Origin of the sequence: Kineothrix sp. MSJ-39 (assembly GCF_018917935.1) — a bacterium.
GTDB lineage: Bacteria > Bacillota > Clostridia > Lachnospirales > Lachnospiraceae > CAG-194.
The window spans coordinates 1-13,732 of sequence record NZ_JAHLPN010000032.1 but is presented as its reverse complement, the minus strand read 5'-3'; the positions used below and the strand labels follow the sequence as shown (position 1 = coordinate 13,732).

The following is a 13,732-nucleotide window of genomic DNA, read 5'->3' as shown; positions in this document are numbered from 1 at the left end:
TGGACAGACCGCTGGTGTATCTGTTGGTGACCAACACCATGGCAGAGTAGCCAAGTCTGGCAGGGATAAACGCTGAAGGCATCTAAGCGTGAAGCCCCCCTCAAGATGAGATATCCCAATAAGTAAGACCCCTTAGAGAGTATGAGGTAGATAGGCTTAAGGTGTAAGCACAGTAATGTGTTCAGCTGATAAGTACTAATAGGTCGAGGGCTTATCCATTGTGGTAAGGAGGGACCCACGGAGTGGGAGGATCCCTTACCGCCAAGTAACAGGCGCAGCCTGTTACAGAATGAAAATTTAGTCAAAAGAGTTTGCAGAAGATGTGAAGAAAGATTTCAGTATTCGGTTTTGAAGGCACGACTTGTAAAACATAATCCTCGATAGCTCAATGGTAGAGCACTCGGCTGTTAACCGAGTTGTTGCAGGTTCGAGCCCTGCTCGGGGAGCTAGAGCAAAAGAAGAAAAGCGGAGCGGCAGTTCCAAAGCTCAAAAGAATAAGGCTCCGTGGTCAAGCGGTTAAGACATCGCCCTTTCACGGCGGTAACACGGGTTCGATTCCCGTCGGAGTCATTTCAGTAATATCATATGCCGATGTGGCTCAATTGGCAGAGCAGCTGATTTGTAATCAGCAGGTTATCGGTTCGAGTCCGATCATCGGCTTTCAACCATAGGGTTAAGGACCTTTAGCTCAGTTGGTTAGAGCAACCGGCTCATAACCGGTCGGTCCTGGGTTCGAGTCCCCGAAGGTCCATTCTTTTATTTTAATATTTGTATATATGGCCTAGTGGCTCAGTTGGTTAGAGCGCCGCCCTGTCACGGCGGAGGTCGTCGGTTCGAGTCCGATCTGGGTCGTTTGTATGGAAACATACATGTTGTTGGGATCTTAGCTCAGCTGGGAGAGCATCTGCCTTACAAGCAGAGGGTCATAGGTTCGAGCCCTATAGGTCCCACGAAGCCCGCGTGGCGGAACTGGCAGACGCGCAGGACTTAAAATCCTGTTGTAGCGATACAGTACCGGTTCGATTCCGGTCGCGGGCACGATATTTTTAAGAAGAAACCTTGATATTTCAGGGTTTCTTTTTTCTTGGTTGTCTTCGCGGTTTGAAGACATTTGAAGACACTTTCTTTCTGTGCTTCAAAATGTCTCTTGGGTTTCTTCTTTTCCCTAATTTACATACATTTTTACATACATTTCATGCAAGTCTTTAGCTGACAGTTGACTTTCTTACATTTTAATCCAATACATTTTTCATTAGTTCTTTTGATGCATCATCCGGTCTTTGTTTCCGGATATATCCAAATGTCGTACGTGTATCGCTGTGACCTAATAACGTACTGATCTGATTGACCGGAATACCGGCTTCATAGAACATGGTGGCAGTCGTAAAGCGTATCTGATGGCTTGAACGGTATTTGATACCGAGTTCACTACATATACGCTTCAAATGGTCATTGAATGTGCTGCCATTGATTGGTTTCCCTTTGTTCATGAAAAGGTATTCACCGGTTGGATTGCGTGCAATGACTTTTTCGAGTATGGAAATAGCTTTCGGTGTAAGAGGAATATCCCGAAAACCATCTGCTGTATTCCCCTTAATACGTTCATCAATCTGATATTCAATCGGTGACAGCGACAGATCATCCCTCATTTCCTGCATGCGTCTGACAGAGCGATGGATGGAAAGAACACCATCATGATAATCTTCTTTTTTCAGAACCGTGAGTTCCCCAATACGAAGGCATAAATAAAATGCGAGCGAGATGGCAAGCTCATAAATGCCGGTTTCATTTTTGAGATGATTCAGAATCATATCGCGTTCTTCCTGCGAGTAATTGTCTTTGGATGTGTTCTTGGTCTTGTATCGGTTTCGATATTGTGCGAAATCAACATCATCCATCGGATTGGTCGCAAGGACTCCATTTGCCTTTGCTCTTTTAAACATCCCATTCAAAACAGTCTTTACATTAACCATCCGTTTCTGTGTGATAGCATGATTCTTTGTAATGTCAAAGAAGAAATCTTCTAAAATACCGGCATCCACTTTTGTGACCTGCATTTTTGCAAGGGTATGCTCTGATATGAAACGATTCCATTCATTTTTGTTTTCTGCTAATGTTTTTGGGGAGGTTCCAATCCTGATACGATAATGCATCCACTCTTCATAAAGAAGCTGCATGGTGATTTTTTGATTGGCGTGAGCAAGGATGATTTCCTTTGCGTGGTGAACGATTGCTTTCTCAACCTCTTCCCGAGTTGCTTTTGCAATCTGTTTGCGTTTTCCGGGATGGGCTGGATCTTCAACATAGGTTTTCCAACGTCCGTCTGCATACTGCGTGATCAGATGTGGATGTTTTTTAAGAATTGCTTGTCTGGTCATTTCATCAATATTTCCAAACACACTACCTGAATCTAATATATCCATTTGGCAGAGCGTTTGCAAGAGGAACATGTCAGAAAAGGGATTATTTTTTGAAGATGGCTTCATAGAGAGGCACCTCCTTTTGCATAAAGAAAAACACACCACAAAATGTGATGTGTATTTCAATCGGGGGATGCTTTCCAATGATGTAATAATCAATGGATGAAAAATTTATTATGTGTCAGGTTTCGTATGGATAATCCTCCAAATATGGAATGGTGGTGGAAAGTAATCGATTCAGTAGTTCCCAAATCTCTTTTTGTTGCTGCTGAATAATTTTTACTTCATCAGCAGAAATAGTTTGTGTCGCATTTGCAGCATGTGCAATCTGATTGATATTTACTCCAATCTTATGAAGCTCATAGGCGACCTTATCAATATGCTCGGAATCATCCACACAGAAAATGCATCCATCGATAGCCATGATGCGAATGTAATTGGATACAATTTTCATATGACATCGATTTGCCCTGCCTAAAATCATTTGCCTTTCTGCATCGGTCACACGAACATAGAATACATTTTTTCGAAATCTTTTTTATTACTTGTCATAGAATCAGTCCTTTCTTTTTTGATGGGTAGGGGTTTGGGGCTTGCCCCAAAAAGCATTGTGAAAAAGCGGAGCGTTTCACAACCGACAAGTGGTGGCTAGCCACTTGCTGTGCTTGCGATTTATGAAAAGAACAAAAACAGCAGGTAAATACAGAAGGTTAAGCACATAAAAAAGCCCGGTAAGAAACCGAGCGGTAGTGAAGCGGCGATGTACTTTTACAACTACAATATAGCATGGATGCAAAAGACAGAAAATGGACATGAAGTACGATGGTACAAAAATGCATACAATACTGTCAGAGGTAGTAAAAAAGGAGATTCACAAACCGATCCTTTCACCCGTTGATTACCAATATTTCGAAAACATCTGAAAAGTCAAGGTATGTTTTTAACGCCTTTACTTTTCGGATGGGTTCGGAAATAATAGGAATGGGTGGAAGGATGGAATATAAATTATTTCTTCAATCTGCTTATAATAGTAAGAATTAAAAGAATATCATCTTCACTTAATGATTCCATTTCAGAAATAGCTTTGACAATGAGAGTGGGACTTTTAATTTTAGAATCAAAGAACTCGGCAGGTGTTATTTTAAAATAATCACATATGGTAAAAAATTCACTCATAGAAGGAAGTGATTTTCCAGAAGAAATATTATTTATATAGCCTCTGCTATGGCCTAAATCATAGCTTAATTGGTATTCAGAAAGACCTTTGCTTATTCGCAACTGTGTTATTCGGTCACGTACAAATTGTTCCATAGAAATAATCTCCTTTTACAACATATTTTAGAAGATAATTTATATAAAATAGCCTAGTAAAAAATGACAATTAGTTTGAAATAACAACAATAAGATGTTATAATGATGCAAAAATATAAAATACAAGGATAAAAAATGGAAGGAGAAAAATTTACATGAAAAAGCTACAAATCAAAACAATTATTGGAGCTGTTTTATTAGCTTTGATACTTGCAGGGTGTGGAAATCAGGAGGCAACAACAGATTTGGAAAATCCTGTGAAGGAAGAAAGTGTAGAAGAAACTACATCGGAGAAAGTGAATGAAGAGAAACAAACGGAGGAAGAAGAATCTGCGCCGGAAACAGTAGAAGAGGAACAGACACAGGAAGAAGAATCTGTACCGGAAGTGGTAGAAGAGGTGGCAAAGATAGAGAAGTCTATTCCGAAACATTTGGAGATAAAATACGGAGATGGCGTTTTTTCTTATAATTATATAGAACAAGATGGGAAAGCTATATTAACTGACATGTCGAATGGTTTGGATGAAGTTCATTATAATTATATGACTGATGATAACGGAAAAATAAAATTTGGCTTGGGGCTTGATTATATGTTTGGGTATTTCAATAGAAGAATGCACAATTACTATGTGAATCGAGAGACAAATAGTAATTTGAGAAATGTATTCGGAGAATGGAATTTTGCTGATTGTCCGTTGCTTACTACTCAAGAAGAATATGTAAACTGGGATGATGGTTCAAGAGAATTGACCAGTCAACTGTCTTTCGAATATGATTCGAACGAGAAGCTAACGAGAATTATTGAAAATGCTGATAGAGATACAAGTGAAAGTTATGAAGTGGTTGATTTGGGAGATAATGTTTATTCTGCGACGTATAAATATAGTTCGGAACCATATTTCAGTGATTCTGGTGAGGAGACAGCTATTTTTACATTAGATGGAAATGGAAATGCATTACAGATTGAGGAAAAATGCTATTATAAAGATGATGAAGGTGAAAGAGAGTTTTCGTCGGTTACTAACGTAGCATATGATGCACAGAATAATATGGTTAGAGAAGAGTGTGATTTTGGTGATGGTATTTTTGAAATTCATGAGTATTCATATGATGAAAGTGGAAATGTAACTGAAATCAAACAATATCATTGTGAAGACAATGAACAAAATTTGACAGATAGTGCAATCATTTCATATGATGAAAACGGAAATGTATTGGAAGAAGTAGCTTTTCTGAAGGATGCGGAATATGATATTAGATATGAATATGAAGGAACTATGGTAACGGCGATTAATGTGAATGGGGAAATAGCTTATGAGTTTACTTATGATGAAAATAATCGCCTTTCTGCAATTTATAATAGGAGAGAAAATAATAATGGGCTCGGTTTATCGAAAGAATTTTCTGACCTGATAGGAAAATATACAGGAATATATAATGCTATAGTTTTGGGTATGCGTGATTGTATGGAAGTTCATTTCTATTATGAATAAAGGAGAAGCAGAATGAGAAAGAGGCTTATAGCATTTTTATGTGTGTTTTGTTTATGCTTATCTGGATGCGGACAAAATGGCACTAACTTACAAACTTCAACAGAACCATCAACAGAGGAAGATGGCTCTCAGGATATGGCGGAATCATCAACAGTTGCAAAAGATGAGACAAAAGAGAGTCAGAAAAAGGAATATTCCGAATTGACTGAAATGGATCTGAAAAAACTGCAGATGAAACTGGAGACTATTGAAGGCGTTTATGCCGGATATGCAAAGTCTACGGAGTATTATCAAGCTGTAATTGCTTATGATCCGAATGCAGTCAATTATGACGAATTGATTCAAAATCGTATTCTTTCTTGCTATGAAGAAAATGTGGCGTTAGCACTTGAAATGAAGACACTTCTAGTTGAAAGTGTTGGAGTAGAAGTGCCAGGAGTTGATACCGGCAATACTATGACAGAAGAATGGATTTCTTATGTGAAAGATAATGTGAAAGATGTCGTTCAGAACAGTGTTGCTTCTCCGGAAGTAGTTGAAGCTGTTCAAAATGGATTTAGCTTTGCCAAAGAAACATACGAAAATAATTATTCGGTGGAGGGAATGCTGGTTGATGTCAAAGATGCTGTAGTAAATGGTGTTACAGCCAAAATCGAAAACACTTTTTATGAGAAAACCAAGGAAGTGATGTCAGAAACAACAGGAGGTCTTTCCGACATTGCGACGGGTGTTCTTGAAGCGGGATCTGTTGAAGATTATATTCAGAATCAGGTAGATGAGAAAACGGGTGGTATACTGGGTACAGTGAACGATATATCCAACTTTGATTCTACCACACCGGTATATCTTAATAAGATGTCTGAGAGCGCGCAAGCTGCTTCAAATAATATGTTCAGTTTCTTAGAGAAAGAAAAAGTAAACTCTGAGGATATTATGGAAGTGATGTATCAATATTCTCAATATGGTAATACAATGAGCGTTTTAAGTGCATATGGAATAACAGGAACATTTGATTGGCAATCATATTATGAAAAAATGAATGCAATCTACAAGGAATTTGTAAACAATGAAATTATGATTGCAAAACTGCAGGAACGTCTTGAACAAGGCGGGGAGATTCGTGATTTCACCAAGAAATCTGAAAGCAATAATGAAAATAATGAAGACGAGATAGAATATGCACAGGAACTCAAGGAGTCGATTGAAAAATATGAAAGTGTTCTTTCGTCGGCAAATCCGGAAAATGAATTCTATGAGGAATATGCTAATAATTTACAGAAATTAAAAGAATATCAGGAAGGTTTCGATTTGTATTATTCTACAAAAGCACAATACAGGAAAAAATTCAACGAAATGCCGGATTATACGGAACAGACTATTGATTTGAAAAATCAAATCATAAATACTTTGTTGCGTTATAAAGTAGAGAATTTTGAAGTGGAATATGATTACAATACCATGGAATGGATTGAGAAAAACAATAAACTGAATTATGCCATTGGTGAATTTGCAAAGAGAACACCCTGGGGCGTGTCAGTCAATTTTTTGACATCACTTACAATTGACGACAATTCGAGATACTTTAATAGTATTGTGGAAGCAAATAATAATATCAGTGAAGCGTATGGTCCTGCTTTAGAGAGAGTAAGTAATTCATTGGAACGTGTTCGTGCAACATTGGAATACTATGAGCGTATGACAGAAGGTGGTGATCCACAAAAATATTATGAGAATTTTGCTCTTCTGTGTTATATACAACAGGGTGAAGATATTAACATAGATGATGTACTTTATGATGCATATAAGGATTTATATGTTTATGCGTTGGAAATGGAAGTTGCAGGTGATATTTTTGACACTATTTCTTCAAGTTCAGATGGGTCAAGTTACTATAATCAAAGTCGTCAGGCTATGGAACTGGTGGAAAAAAGCGGTTATAAAGAACAGATTCAGAGTGAATTGACAAGTGAAGATTATCAAGATTTATTAACTATCTATCAAGCAGCTCGGCAGGCAATTGCAAAGATAGAAAGTGTCTCAGAGACAGGAAGTATGTATAAAGACTATTTTGTTATGCATGCCGGCAGACTCGGTCGGGATTTTTGGGATGGAGGTGCAGAGATTCATCGATGTGTGATAGGGCAATATGCTGTTAATACGCGTGCGGAAGGATCTATTGTGATGGATATCTATTCACTAAAAAATCGTCCTTTTTACATAAATGGAGTTTATATACACCATGATCAAGTGTTGTATAGTGAGAATGAGAAACCAATCGATGGAAAAGTAGTTGCTGAAGAGGCAAATTGGATTATCCGACAAAATACAGAAATCGATGAATGGTATACGCATTTTGTTAGTATGATGAAAGAGATGGGAATGAGGTATTAACATACATGCTATGTTTTTCGTGAATCTGTTGCGGGGCTAAAGAATTGATGCATACTGATGTCACGTATTAATCCTTACATCCGTTGACTAACAAATTTTCGAAAGCAGCCCCAAAGTTAAGGTGTGTTTTTCGCCTTTATTATGGGGCTGCTCTCGGAAACAATGGAAGCGGTGGAAGGGATAGGGGGAGAAGAGTGTATATAGAGTAGTTAATAATTTAAAATTAGCAAGAACAAACATTCGAGAATAATATTGCAATAAGATATATGCATAGGTATAAAATATGTGCATGGTCGTACCATGAAGAAACACCCATGACAGGTGGCAGTCTCCCGAACCAATCACCTAGTATAGACTAGAGTACATAGGATGGGAGGTGGCGTGTATGACAAGTTATGAAATCATTATGATTTTGCTGGGAGTGATTGGATTGCTAATTTCTTTTGGCGGTTTGTTAATTGCGCTTACGAACTTTCTCGATAAGAGAAGTAAAAAGCGAAAATAAAAATGCCTATCCTGTCGGCCAACGGGATAGGCGGGTCTGATGACCTAAAACCTTTTTCGGGAGCATCCACTATGGAGTGGGTGCTTCTTCTTTATTTACTATATCATTCTTTTGTTGTTAATTCAATCGAAATTTTGGGACGAATTTAGGTATGATCATTAGGTATGATGATTATTATTTTGTTGGATAAACAATGAAATATTTGAAGACACCTTGAAGACAACCCATTAGGTAGTGGTTGGAAATCTCCTTTCTTGGCTACTTTCCGAGATCCCGTGATAGTTCGATTCCGGTCGCGGGCACGATTTAAAACAGCTTCAAATCCTTGTAAATCAAGGGTTTGGAGCTTTTTTCATGTTGGGAAATTTGTATGCAGGTGTATGCATAACGCAACTATACCAAGAATCTATTATTTGTGATAAAATATAGCAAATAAGAATGAACGGAAAGGCGGAAAAATATAGTATGGAATTTCGGGAATTACGATATTTCCTTGCTGTGGCAAGAGAAGAAAATATTACACGTGCAGCGGAAAGCCTGCATATTGCACAACCGTCATTATCAAAACAGCTTATGGAACTTGAAAAACAGCTGGGGAAGAAGTTATTGATCCGCGGAAAGAAAAAGATCACGCTGACAGAAGAAGGCGTTATCCTTCGGAAACGGGCAGAAGAAATTGTTGAACTGGTAGAAAAAACAGAACGGGAAATCAGTTATGATCTTGAAGAAGTGATGGGGGATATTTATATTGGTGGAAATGTTTCGGAAAGTGTTCTGTCTATAGCAGCAGAACTACGAAATAGATATCCCGGAATCCGATTCCATTTTTACAGCGGTGACGCGGTAGATGTATTGGAGCGATTGAATCATGGCAGTCTGGATTTTGCGGTCATACTTGAGCCGGTCGACAATATAAAATATGATTTCTTATCCCTTCCTGACAGTTCGGAATGGGGAATCCTTATGAAAAAAAGTGATCCGCTGGCAATGAAAAAAGCTTTGTCAAAAGAAGATATGAAAAGGATTCCGTTAATTATGCACCAGAGAATCGGTCTTCAAAATGAGATTGCGCACTGGGCAGGAACAGATCTTGAAAGTCTGAATATTGCAGCAACTTATAATGTTGTTCATGGAAGCCCTGTTCCGTTTGTTATGCAGGGGATGGGCTACTTTTTGACTACCAGAGATTTACTTGCCCCTACGCTTGACCCGGATGTGTGCTTTCTTCCATTAGAGCCTAAATTGCCAACTAGGTTAGCACTGGTATGGAAAAAACATGCTGTATTCAGTAAAGTGTCCGAAGCATTTATCAATACCTTAAAGCAGAAAATCTAATGCTTTTATTTTGCAATTATCTAACTTTATTCGAAAAAAGGAGAATGAAAGTGAGTTTTTTATTAGGAATTATTTATTTATCATTTATCAGTCTGGGACTTCCGGATGCGCTGCTTGGTGCAGCATGGCCTAATATGTATCCGGAATTTCAGGTTTCGGTGTCTTATGCAGGGGCGATCTCCATGATCATTGCATTTGGAACTATCATTTCCAGCCTGCAAAGTGACCGTCTCACAAGGAAGTTTGGAACCGGTAAGGTGACTGCAGCCAGTGTTGGGATTACAGCGTTGGCTCTATGGGGCTTTTCGATCAGTCACAGTTTTATTTTATTATGCCTGTGGGCAATTCCATATGGACTCGGTGCCGGTAGTGTGGATGCTTCTTTAAATAACTATGTTGCACTGCATTATGCCAGCAAGCATATGAGCTGGCTGCATTGTATGTGGGGAATCGGCGCAACACTTGGACCATATATTATGGGAGCTGCACTTACCGGTGGTGCCACATGGAATACGGGGTATCGGATTATTTCTGTATTGCAGATCGTACTGACAGCAGTTCTGGTATTTAGTCTTCCGAAGTGGGAAAAACCCGGTACATCCTCTGAAGAAGCAACCGTTGGGAAGGTGCTTTCACTAAAAGAGATCCTTGCAATCCCGGGGGCAAAAGCAGTCATGGTCTGTTTCTTTTGTTATTGCGGCGTAGAACAGACAACCATGCTCTGGGCAAGCAGCTATCTGAATCTGGCAAAAGGTGTAGATGCAAAAATAGCAGCCTCCTTTGCAGGTATGTTTTGTATCGGTATTACGATCGGACGTGGAATTAATGGCTTTATTGCCATGAAATTAAAAGACAGGCAGATGATCCGTATGGGCCAGGCAATTATTTTAACCGGTATTATCGTAATGGCTCTTCCATTTGGACAAGTAGCTCCACTGATCGGATTTTCATTGATCGGCTTAGGCTGCGCACCGGTATATCCCTGTATTATCCATTCCACGCCAGAGTATTTTGGCGCAGAACGATCACAGGCAATTATAGGGGTACAGATGGCAAGTGCCTATGTTGGCACGTGTCTGATGCCACCATTATTTGGTTTAATTGCTAATTACATTTCAATCAGATTATTACCGATATATTTGCTGATCTTACTTGGATTGATGGTATATATGCATGAAATGATGGCAAGAGTTAAGTAGACATAGAGTGTCAGGTAGTAAAAAAGTTGGATTTGTTTATCATCATACATATAACGAGTTAACTGCAGAAAAATTTTGATTTATACGGATATATAATAAAAGTAGCAGAATTGCAATTAACGGTTTATGTGATACAGGTTTAAAATACAGTACAATGATTGTGGAGGTGGTAAGAAATGAATTTTTCACAAAAACTACAATTACTTCGTAAGAATAAAGGCTGTACACAAGATGAACTGGCAGGAAAATTGGACGTATCCAGACAGGCTGTAGCAAAGTGGGAGTCCGGACAAGTATATCCGGACATCAGTAATCTTATTCAAATTAGCAGGCTATGTTGGAATCAGGTGGTATGTAAAGGGATGGCGGGAAACAAGAGGATATTATTAGTTATTTTTTTAGCATGAAATAAAAATTCTCTCGATATTCACTTGGCGAAAAACCAGTTTTTTCACGAAAACATTTTCCAAAGTAGCTGACATGATGAAATCCTACCTCAGAGGTGATATTTTCAATCAACTTATCTGTATTTTTCAGTAAATCAGCTGCTTTGGACAAACGGTACTCTATCAAATATTTATAAGGTGTCGTTTGAAGCGTAGTTTTAAAGCAACGAAGACATTCTGATTTACTTACATTTGCACTTTTGGCGAGTGATTCCAGCGTAACATCTTCCGGGTAATGAAGTTCGATATATTGAAGAAAAATAGCCATTCGATTTGTAATCTGGCTATTTTTTTTATGGGCTTCATTCTCAGAAATTTGGACAGCACGACAAAACTCTAACCAAAGAGTAGAGAGTGTTGACAACACCTCGTAAGGATATAGAGTAGTTTTATTCTGTTCAAGAGAGGATAATTTTCTCAAGGTATTTAATACAGCTATATTTTCCTTTACATTTACAATTGGAAAAATAGGAAAATCTTCCAGTCCAATGATCTGACGGACAATCTGTTCAGCAGGACTTCCCAGATAAAATCTTAAAAAATAGTCGGGAAATATAAAACTGTTATAATGACAGGCATCCACCTTATCAACTAAATGTACAACATTTTTGTTGATAAAAAAGCCATCTCCTTTGTGTAATACCGTTCGACTTTCTAAGGTAGCAATTTCAATCTCCCCGTCCAAAACATAAATAAACTGAATATCTTCATGCCAGTGCATAACACGAAATCCAGGATTTCTTGGATAACTGTTTCCATTGATCACATTTAATACCAGATATGGAAAGTTTGTGTTCTGGTTCAGGTTGACGGAATTTATATATTTATCATGATTCATGGATACACCTCTGCTCATCTTGACGATTTTGTTATATTATCTGGACATAATTTGATAATCATATCAAATAAATTGCGATATAATCATAGCATAGGGAGCAAAGAGATACAATAAGTAGTTTGGAGGTAAGATATGTATTTTGAATATGGAGAAAATGAAATTTTATATCTCAAAAGTAAGGATAGAAAACTTGCTGAAGTAATTGAGAAAATTGGTTTGATCAAAAGAGAAACAGATACAGATTTATTTTCTTCGGTTATTCATCATATTATTGGGCAACAGATATCTACAAAAGCACAGGCAACTATCTGGCAGCGAATGCAAAAAGATTTAACAGAGGTAAACGCTGAAACCATTCTATCGGTGGATATTTCCAAATTGCAGTCTTATGGTATGACGTTCCGAAAGGCGGAATATATTACAGATTTTTCCGAAAAAGTTCACAGTGACGCATTCAATCTGGATGCAGTCTGGCAAATGACAGACGAGGAAGCTATCCGGGAATTGAGCAGTTTGAAAGGTATTGGTATCTGGACTGCGGAGATGATTTTACTGTTTTGTATGCAACGCCCCAATATTTTTAGTTATGATGATCTTGCAATTCAAAGAGGATTACGAATGGTCTATCATCACCGTAATATTGACCGCAAACTATTTGAAAAGTATCGTCGGCGTTTCAGCCCCTATTGCAGTGTAGCAAGCCTGTATTTATGGGCAGTAGCAGGTGGAGCGATTCCTGAAATGAAAGATTATAAACCGAAAACAACAAAAAAGGAGAAAAAATGAAATGGCAAATATTATAGTATTGTTTGAAGTAACACCAACAAAAGAAGGAATGCAAAAATATCTGGATCTTGCAGCTATGCTGAAACCAATGCTTGCAGGATTTGAAGGATTTATACGTGCAGAAAGATTTTCCAGTTTAAATGAGGAAGGAAAATTGCTTTCCATGAATATCTGGACGGATGAAGCTGCCGTAGAACGCTGGCGTAACGTGATGCAGCATCGTATGAGCCAGAAAGAAGGAAGAGAAAAACTGTTTGAAAGCTATAAAATCACAGTTTGCTCAGAAATCCGCTCCTATACAGACAAAGACCGTTCACAGGCACCACAGGATTCAAATGCATTTTTTGAGGTATAAATATGGTATATACATGCAAATATAAATCACCGTTAGGGGATATTTTACTGGCGGCGGATGAAATCGGGCTTACCGGTTTGTGGTTTGAAGGGCAGAAATATTTTGCAAATACACTTCCGGATGAACATATTTTACGGGAAACGGAGATTCTGGCAGAGGCAAAAAAATGGCTGGATGTGTATTTTTCCAGTGAAGAACCCAAAGTTACTCCACCACTTCATCCCACCGGCTCAACATTCAGACAGGCAGTGTGGCAGATTTTATTACAGATTCCTTATGGACAAACGATTACATACGGAGAAATTGCTAGCAAAATGGCTGAGATAAAAAACACTTCCCGTATGTCGGCGCAGGCAGTTGGCGGTGCGGTTGGACATAATGAAATTTCCATTATTATTCCCTGTCATCGAGTCGTAGGTACAAACGGAAGTCTGACAGGATATGCTGGTGGAATTGACAAAAAAATTTCACTGCTTGAATTAGAACATGCAGATATGAGTCATTTATTTGTGCCAAAGAAAGGGACAGCATTGTAGGAGCATTCCTGTAATTCATTAAAAGCGCCAATTGAATAAAAAAGAACCTCAAGGTAAGATTGAGTTGCATCTTGGCGGATGTAAACAAAACAATCAGACCGGAGGTTCAACATGAAT

At 38.4% G+C, this 13,732-nt stretch carries 11 protein-coding genes, 7 tRNA genes, 1 rRNA gene and 1 pseudogene; 16 read left to right on the top strand and 4 right to left on the bottom strand.

Going from position 1 to position 13,732, the window contains the following annotated elements; genetic code table 11:
- From KQI22_RS13445 to KQI22_RS13410, 8 genes are all read left to right on the top strand, one after another.
- Nucleotides 1-219 (top strand): 23S ribosomal RNA (locus KQI22_RS13445); the annotation flags it as partial.
- A 155-nt stretch (nucleotides 220-374) separates the two neighbouring features.
- Nucleotides 375-446, top strand: a tRNA-Asn gene (locus tag KQI22_RS13440).
- A gap of 52 nt (nucleotides 447-498) precedes the next feature.
- Nucleotides 499-570: transfer RNA gene (locus KQI22_RS13435), tRNA-Glu, on the top strand.
- Between the two features lie 17 nt (nucleotides 571-587).
- Nucleotides 588-660 (top strand) — tRNA-Thr (locus tag KQI22_RS13430).
- A gap of 17 nt (nucleotides 661-677) precedes the next feature.
- Nucleotides 678-751: transfer RNA gene (locus KQI22_RS13425), tRNA-Ile, on the top strand.
- A gap of 27 nt (nucleotides 752-778) precedes the next feature.
- Nucleotides 779-852: transfer RNA gene (locus KQI22_RS13420), tRNA-Asp, on the top strand.
- A gap of 25 nt (nucleotides 853-877) precedes the next feature.
- A tRNA-Val gene (locus tag KQI22_RS13415) sits at nucleotides 878-950 on the top strand.
- A 4-nt stretch (nucleotides 951-954) separates the two neighbouring features.
- Nucleotides 955-1,038, top strand: a tRNA-Leu gene (locus tag KQI22_RS13410).
- A 194-nt stretch (nucleotides 1,039-1,232) separates the two neighbouring features.
- Here the strand turns inward: KQI22_RS13410 and KQI22_RS13405 are convergent.
- From KQI22_RS13405 to KQI22_RS13395, 3 genes and pseudogenes are all read right to left on the bottom strand, one after another.
- A complete protein-coding gene (locus tag KQI22_RS13405) occupies nucleotides 1,233-2,486 on the bottom strand; it encodes a tyrosine-type recombinase/integrase (protein ID WP_216553303.1) in 1,254 nt (417 codons plus the stop codon).
- Nucleotides 2,487-2,601: 115 nt separating this feature from the next.
- Nucleotides 2,602-2,937, bottom strand: a pseudogene (locus KQI22_RS13400) (MobC family plasmid mobilization relaxosome protein); the annotation flags it as partial.
- A gap of 488 nt (nucleotides 2,938-3,425) precedes the next feature.
- Nucleotides 3,426-3,731 carry a helix-turn-helix transcriptional regulator gene (locus KQI22_RS13395; protein ID WP_216553297.1) on the bottom strand — a complete coding sequence of 102 codons (306 nt, stop codon included), beginning with the start codon at nucleotides 3,729-3,731 and terminating at the stop codon, nucleotides 3,426-3,428.
- 155 nt (nucleotides 3,732-3,886) lie between these two features.
- On the opposite strand from KQI22_RS13395, the gene KQI22_RS13390 reads away from it, so the two are divergent.
- From KQI22_RS13390 to KQI22_RS13370, 5 genes are all read left to right on the top strand, one after another.
- Nucleotides 3,887-5,224, top strand: a complete 1,338-nt coding sequence (locus KQI22_RS13390) for a hypothetical protein (protein ID WP_216553295.1) — start codon at nucleotides 3,887-3,889, stop codon at nucleotides 5,222-5,224.
- A 12-nt stretch (nucleotides 5,225-5,236) separates the two neighbouring features.
- Nucleotides 5,237-7,615 (top strand): hypothetical protein, encoded by a 2,379-nt coding sequence (locus KQI22_RS13385; RefSeq protein WP_216553292.1) that lies wholly within the window; start codon nucleotides 5,237-5,239, stop codon nucleotides 7,613-7,615.
- 970 nt (nucleotides 7,616-8,585) lie between these two features.
- Nucleotides 8,586-9,455 (top strand): LysR family transcriptional regulator, encoded by an 870-nt coding sequence (locus tag KQI22_RS13380; RefSeq protein WP_216553289.1) that lies wholly within the window; start codon nucleotides 8,586-8,588, stop codon nucleotides 9,453-9,455.
- A 44-nt stretch (nucleotides 9,456-9,499) separates the two neighbouring features.
- Entirely contained in the window at nucleotides 9,500-10,654 is a 1,155-nt protein-coding gene (locus KQI22_RS13375; RefSeq protein WP_216553285.1) for an MFS transporter, read from the top strand.
- A 176-nt stretch (nucleotides 10,655-10,830) separates the two neighbouring features.
- Nucleotides 10,831-11,061, top strand: coding sequence for a helix-turn-helix domain-containing protein (locus KQI22_RS13370; RefSeq protein ID WP_216553281.1), 231 nt, complete (start codon nucleotides 10,831-10,833; stop codon nucleotides 11,059-11,061).
- On the opposite strand, the gene KQI22_RS13365 is transcribed toward KQI22_RS13370, so the two are convergent.
- On the bottom strand, nucleotides 11,045-11,938 hold the full coding sequence (locus tag KQI22_RS13365; RefSeq protein WP_216553278.1) for a helix-turn-helix transcriptional regulator: 894 nt from the start codon (nucleotides 11,936-11,938) through the stop codon (nucleotides 11,045-11,047). The genes KQI22_RS13370 and KQI22_RS13365 overlap by 17 nt on opposite strands.
- A 132-nt stretch (nucleotides 11,939-12,070) precedes the next feature.
- Between KQI22_RS13365 and KQI22_RS13360 the strand changes: the two genes are divergently transcribed.
- The 3 genes from KQI22_RS13360 to KQI22_RS13350 are packed head-to-tail and all read left to right on the top strand — an operon-like array spanning nucleotide 12,071 to nucleotide 13,615.
- Nucleotides 12,071-12,724: a DNA-3-methyladenine glycosylase family protein gene (locus KQI22_RS13360; RefSeq protein WP_216553275.1), complete on the top strand. Its 654-nt coding sequence runs from the start codon at nucleotides 12,071-12,073 to the stop codon at nucleotides 12,722-12,724.
- A gap of 1 nt (nucleotide 12,725) precedes the next feature.
- Nucleotides 12,726-13,079 carry an antibiotic biosynthesis monooxygenase family protein gene (locus KQI22_RS13355; protein ID WP_216553272.1) on the top strand — a complete coding sequence of 118 codons (354 nt, stop codon included), beginning with the start codon at nucleotides 12,726-12,728 and terminating at the stop codon, nucleotides 13,077-13,079.
- 2 nt (nucleotides 13,080-13,081) lie between these two features.
- The gene (locus KQI22_RS13350; RefSeq protein ID WP_216553270.1) at nucleotides 13,082-13,615 is read left to right on the top strand and encodes a methylated-DNA--[protein]-cysteine S-methyltransferase; all 534 of its coding nucleotides are present in this window, start codon (nucleotides 13,082-13,084) and stop codon (nucleotides 13,613-13,615) included.
- The last annotated feature ends 117 nt before the right edge of the window (nucleotides 13,616-13,732 follow it).

Coding starts and splice junctions, on each gene's coding strand:
- KQI22_RS13350 (WP_216553270.1), top strand. CDS start 13,082: ATGGTATATACATGCAAATATAAATCACCGTTAGGGGATATTTTACTG.
- KQI22_RS13380 (WP_216553289.1), top strand. CDS start 8,586: ATGGAATTTCGGGAATTACGATATTTCCTTGCTGTGGCAAGAGAAGAA.
- KQI22_RS13370 (WP_216553281.1), top strand. CDS start 10,831: ATGAATTTTTCACAAAAACTACAATTACTTCGTAAGAATAAAGGCTGT.
- KQI22_RS13390 (WP_216553295.1), top strand. CDS start 3,887: ATGAAAAAGCTACAAATCAAAACAATTATTGGAGCTGTTTTATTAGCT.
- KQI22_RS13405 (WP_216553303.1), bottom strand. CDS start 2,486: ATGAAGCCATCTTCAAAAAATAATCCCTTTTCTGACATGTTCCTCTTG.
- KQI22_RS13395 (WP_216553297.1), bottom strand. CDS start 3,731: ATGGAACAATTTGTACGTGACCGAATAACACAGTTGCGAATAAGCAAA.
- KQI22_RS13365 (WP_216553278.1), bottom strand. CDS start 11,938: ATGAATCATGATAAATATATAAATTCCGTCAACCTGAACCAGAACACA.
- KQI22_RS13360 (WP_216553275.1), top strand. CDS start 12,071: ATGTATTTTGAATATGGAGAAAATGAAATTTTATATCTCAAAAGTAAG.
- KQI22_RS13375 (WP_216553285.1), top strand. CDS start 9,500: ATGAAAGTGAGTTTTTTATTAGGAATTATTTATTTATCATTTATCAGT.
- KQI22_RS13355 (WP_216553272.1), top strand. CDS start 12,726: ATGGCAAATATTATAGTATTGTTTGAAGTAACACCAACAAAAGAAGGA.
- KQI22_RS13385 (WP_216553292.1), top strand. CDS start 5,237: ATGAGAAAGAGGCTTATAGCATTTTTATGTGTGTTTTGTTTATGCTTA.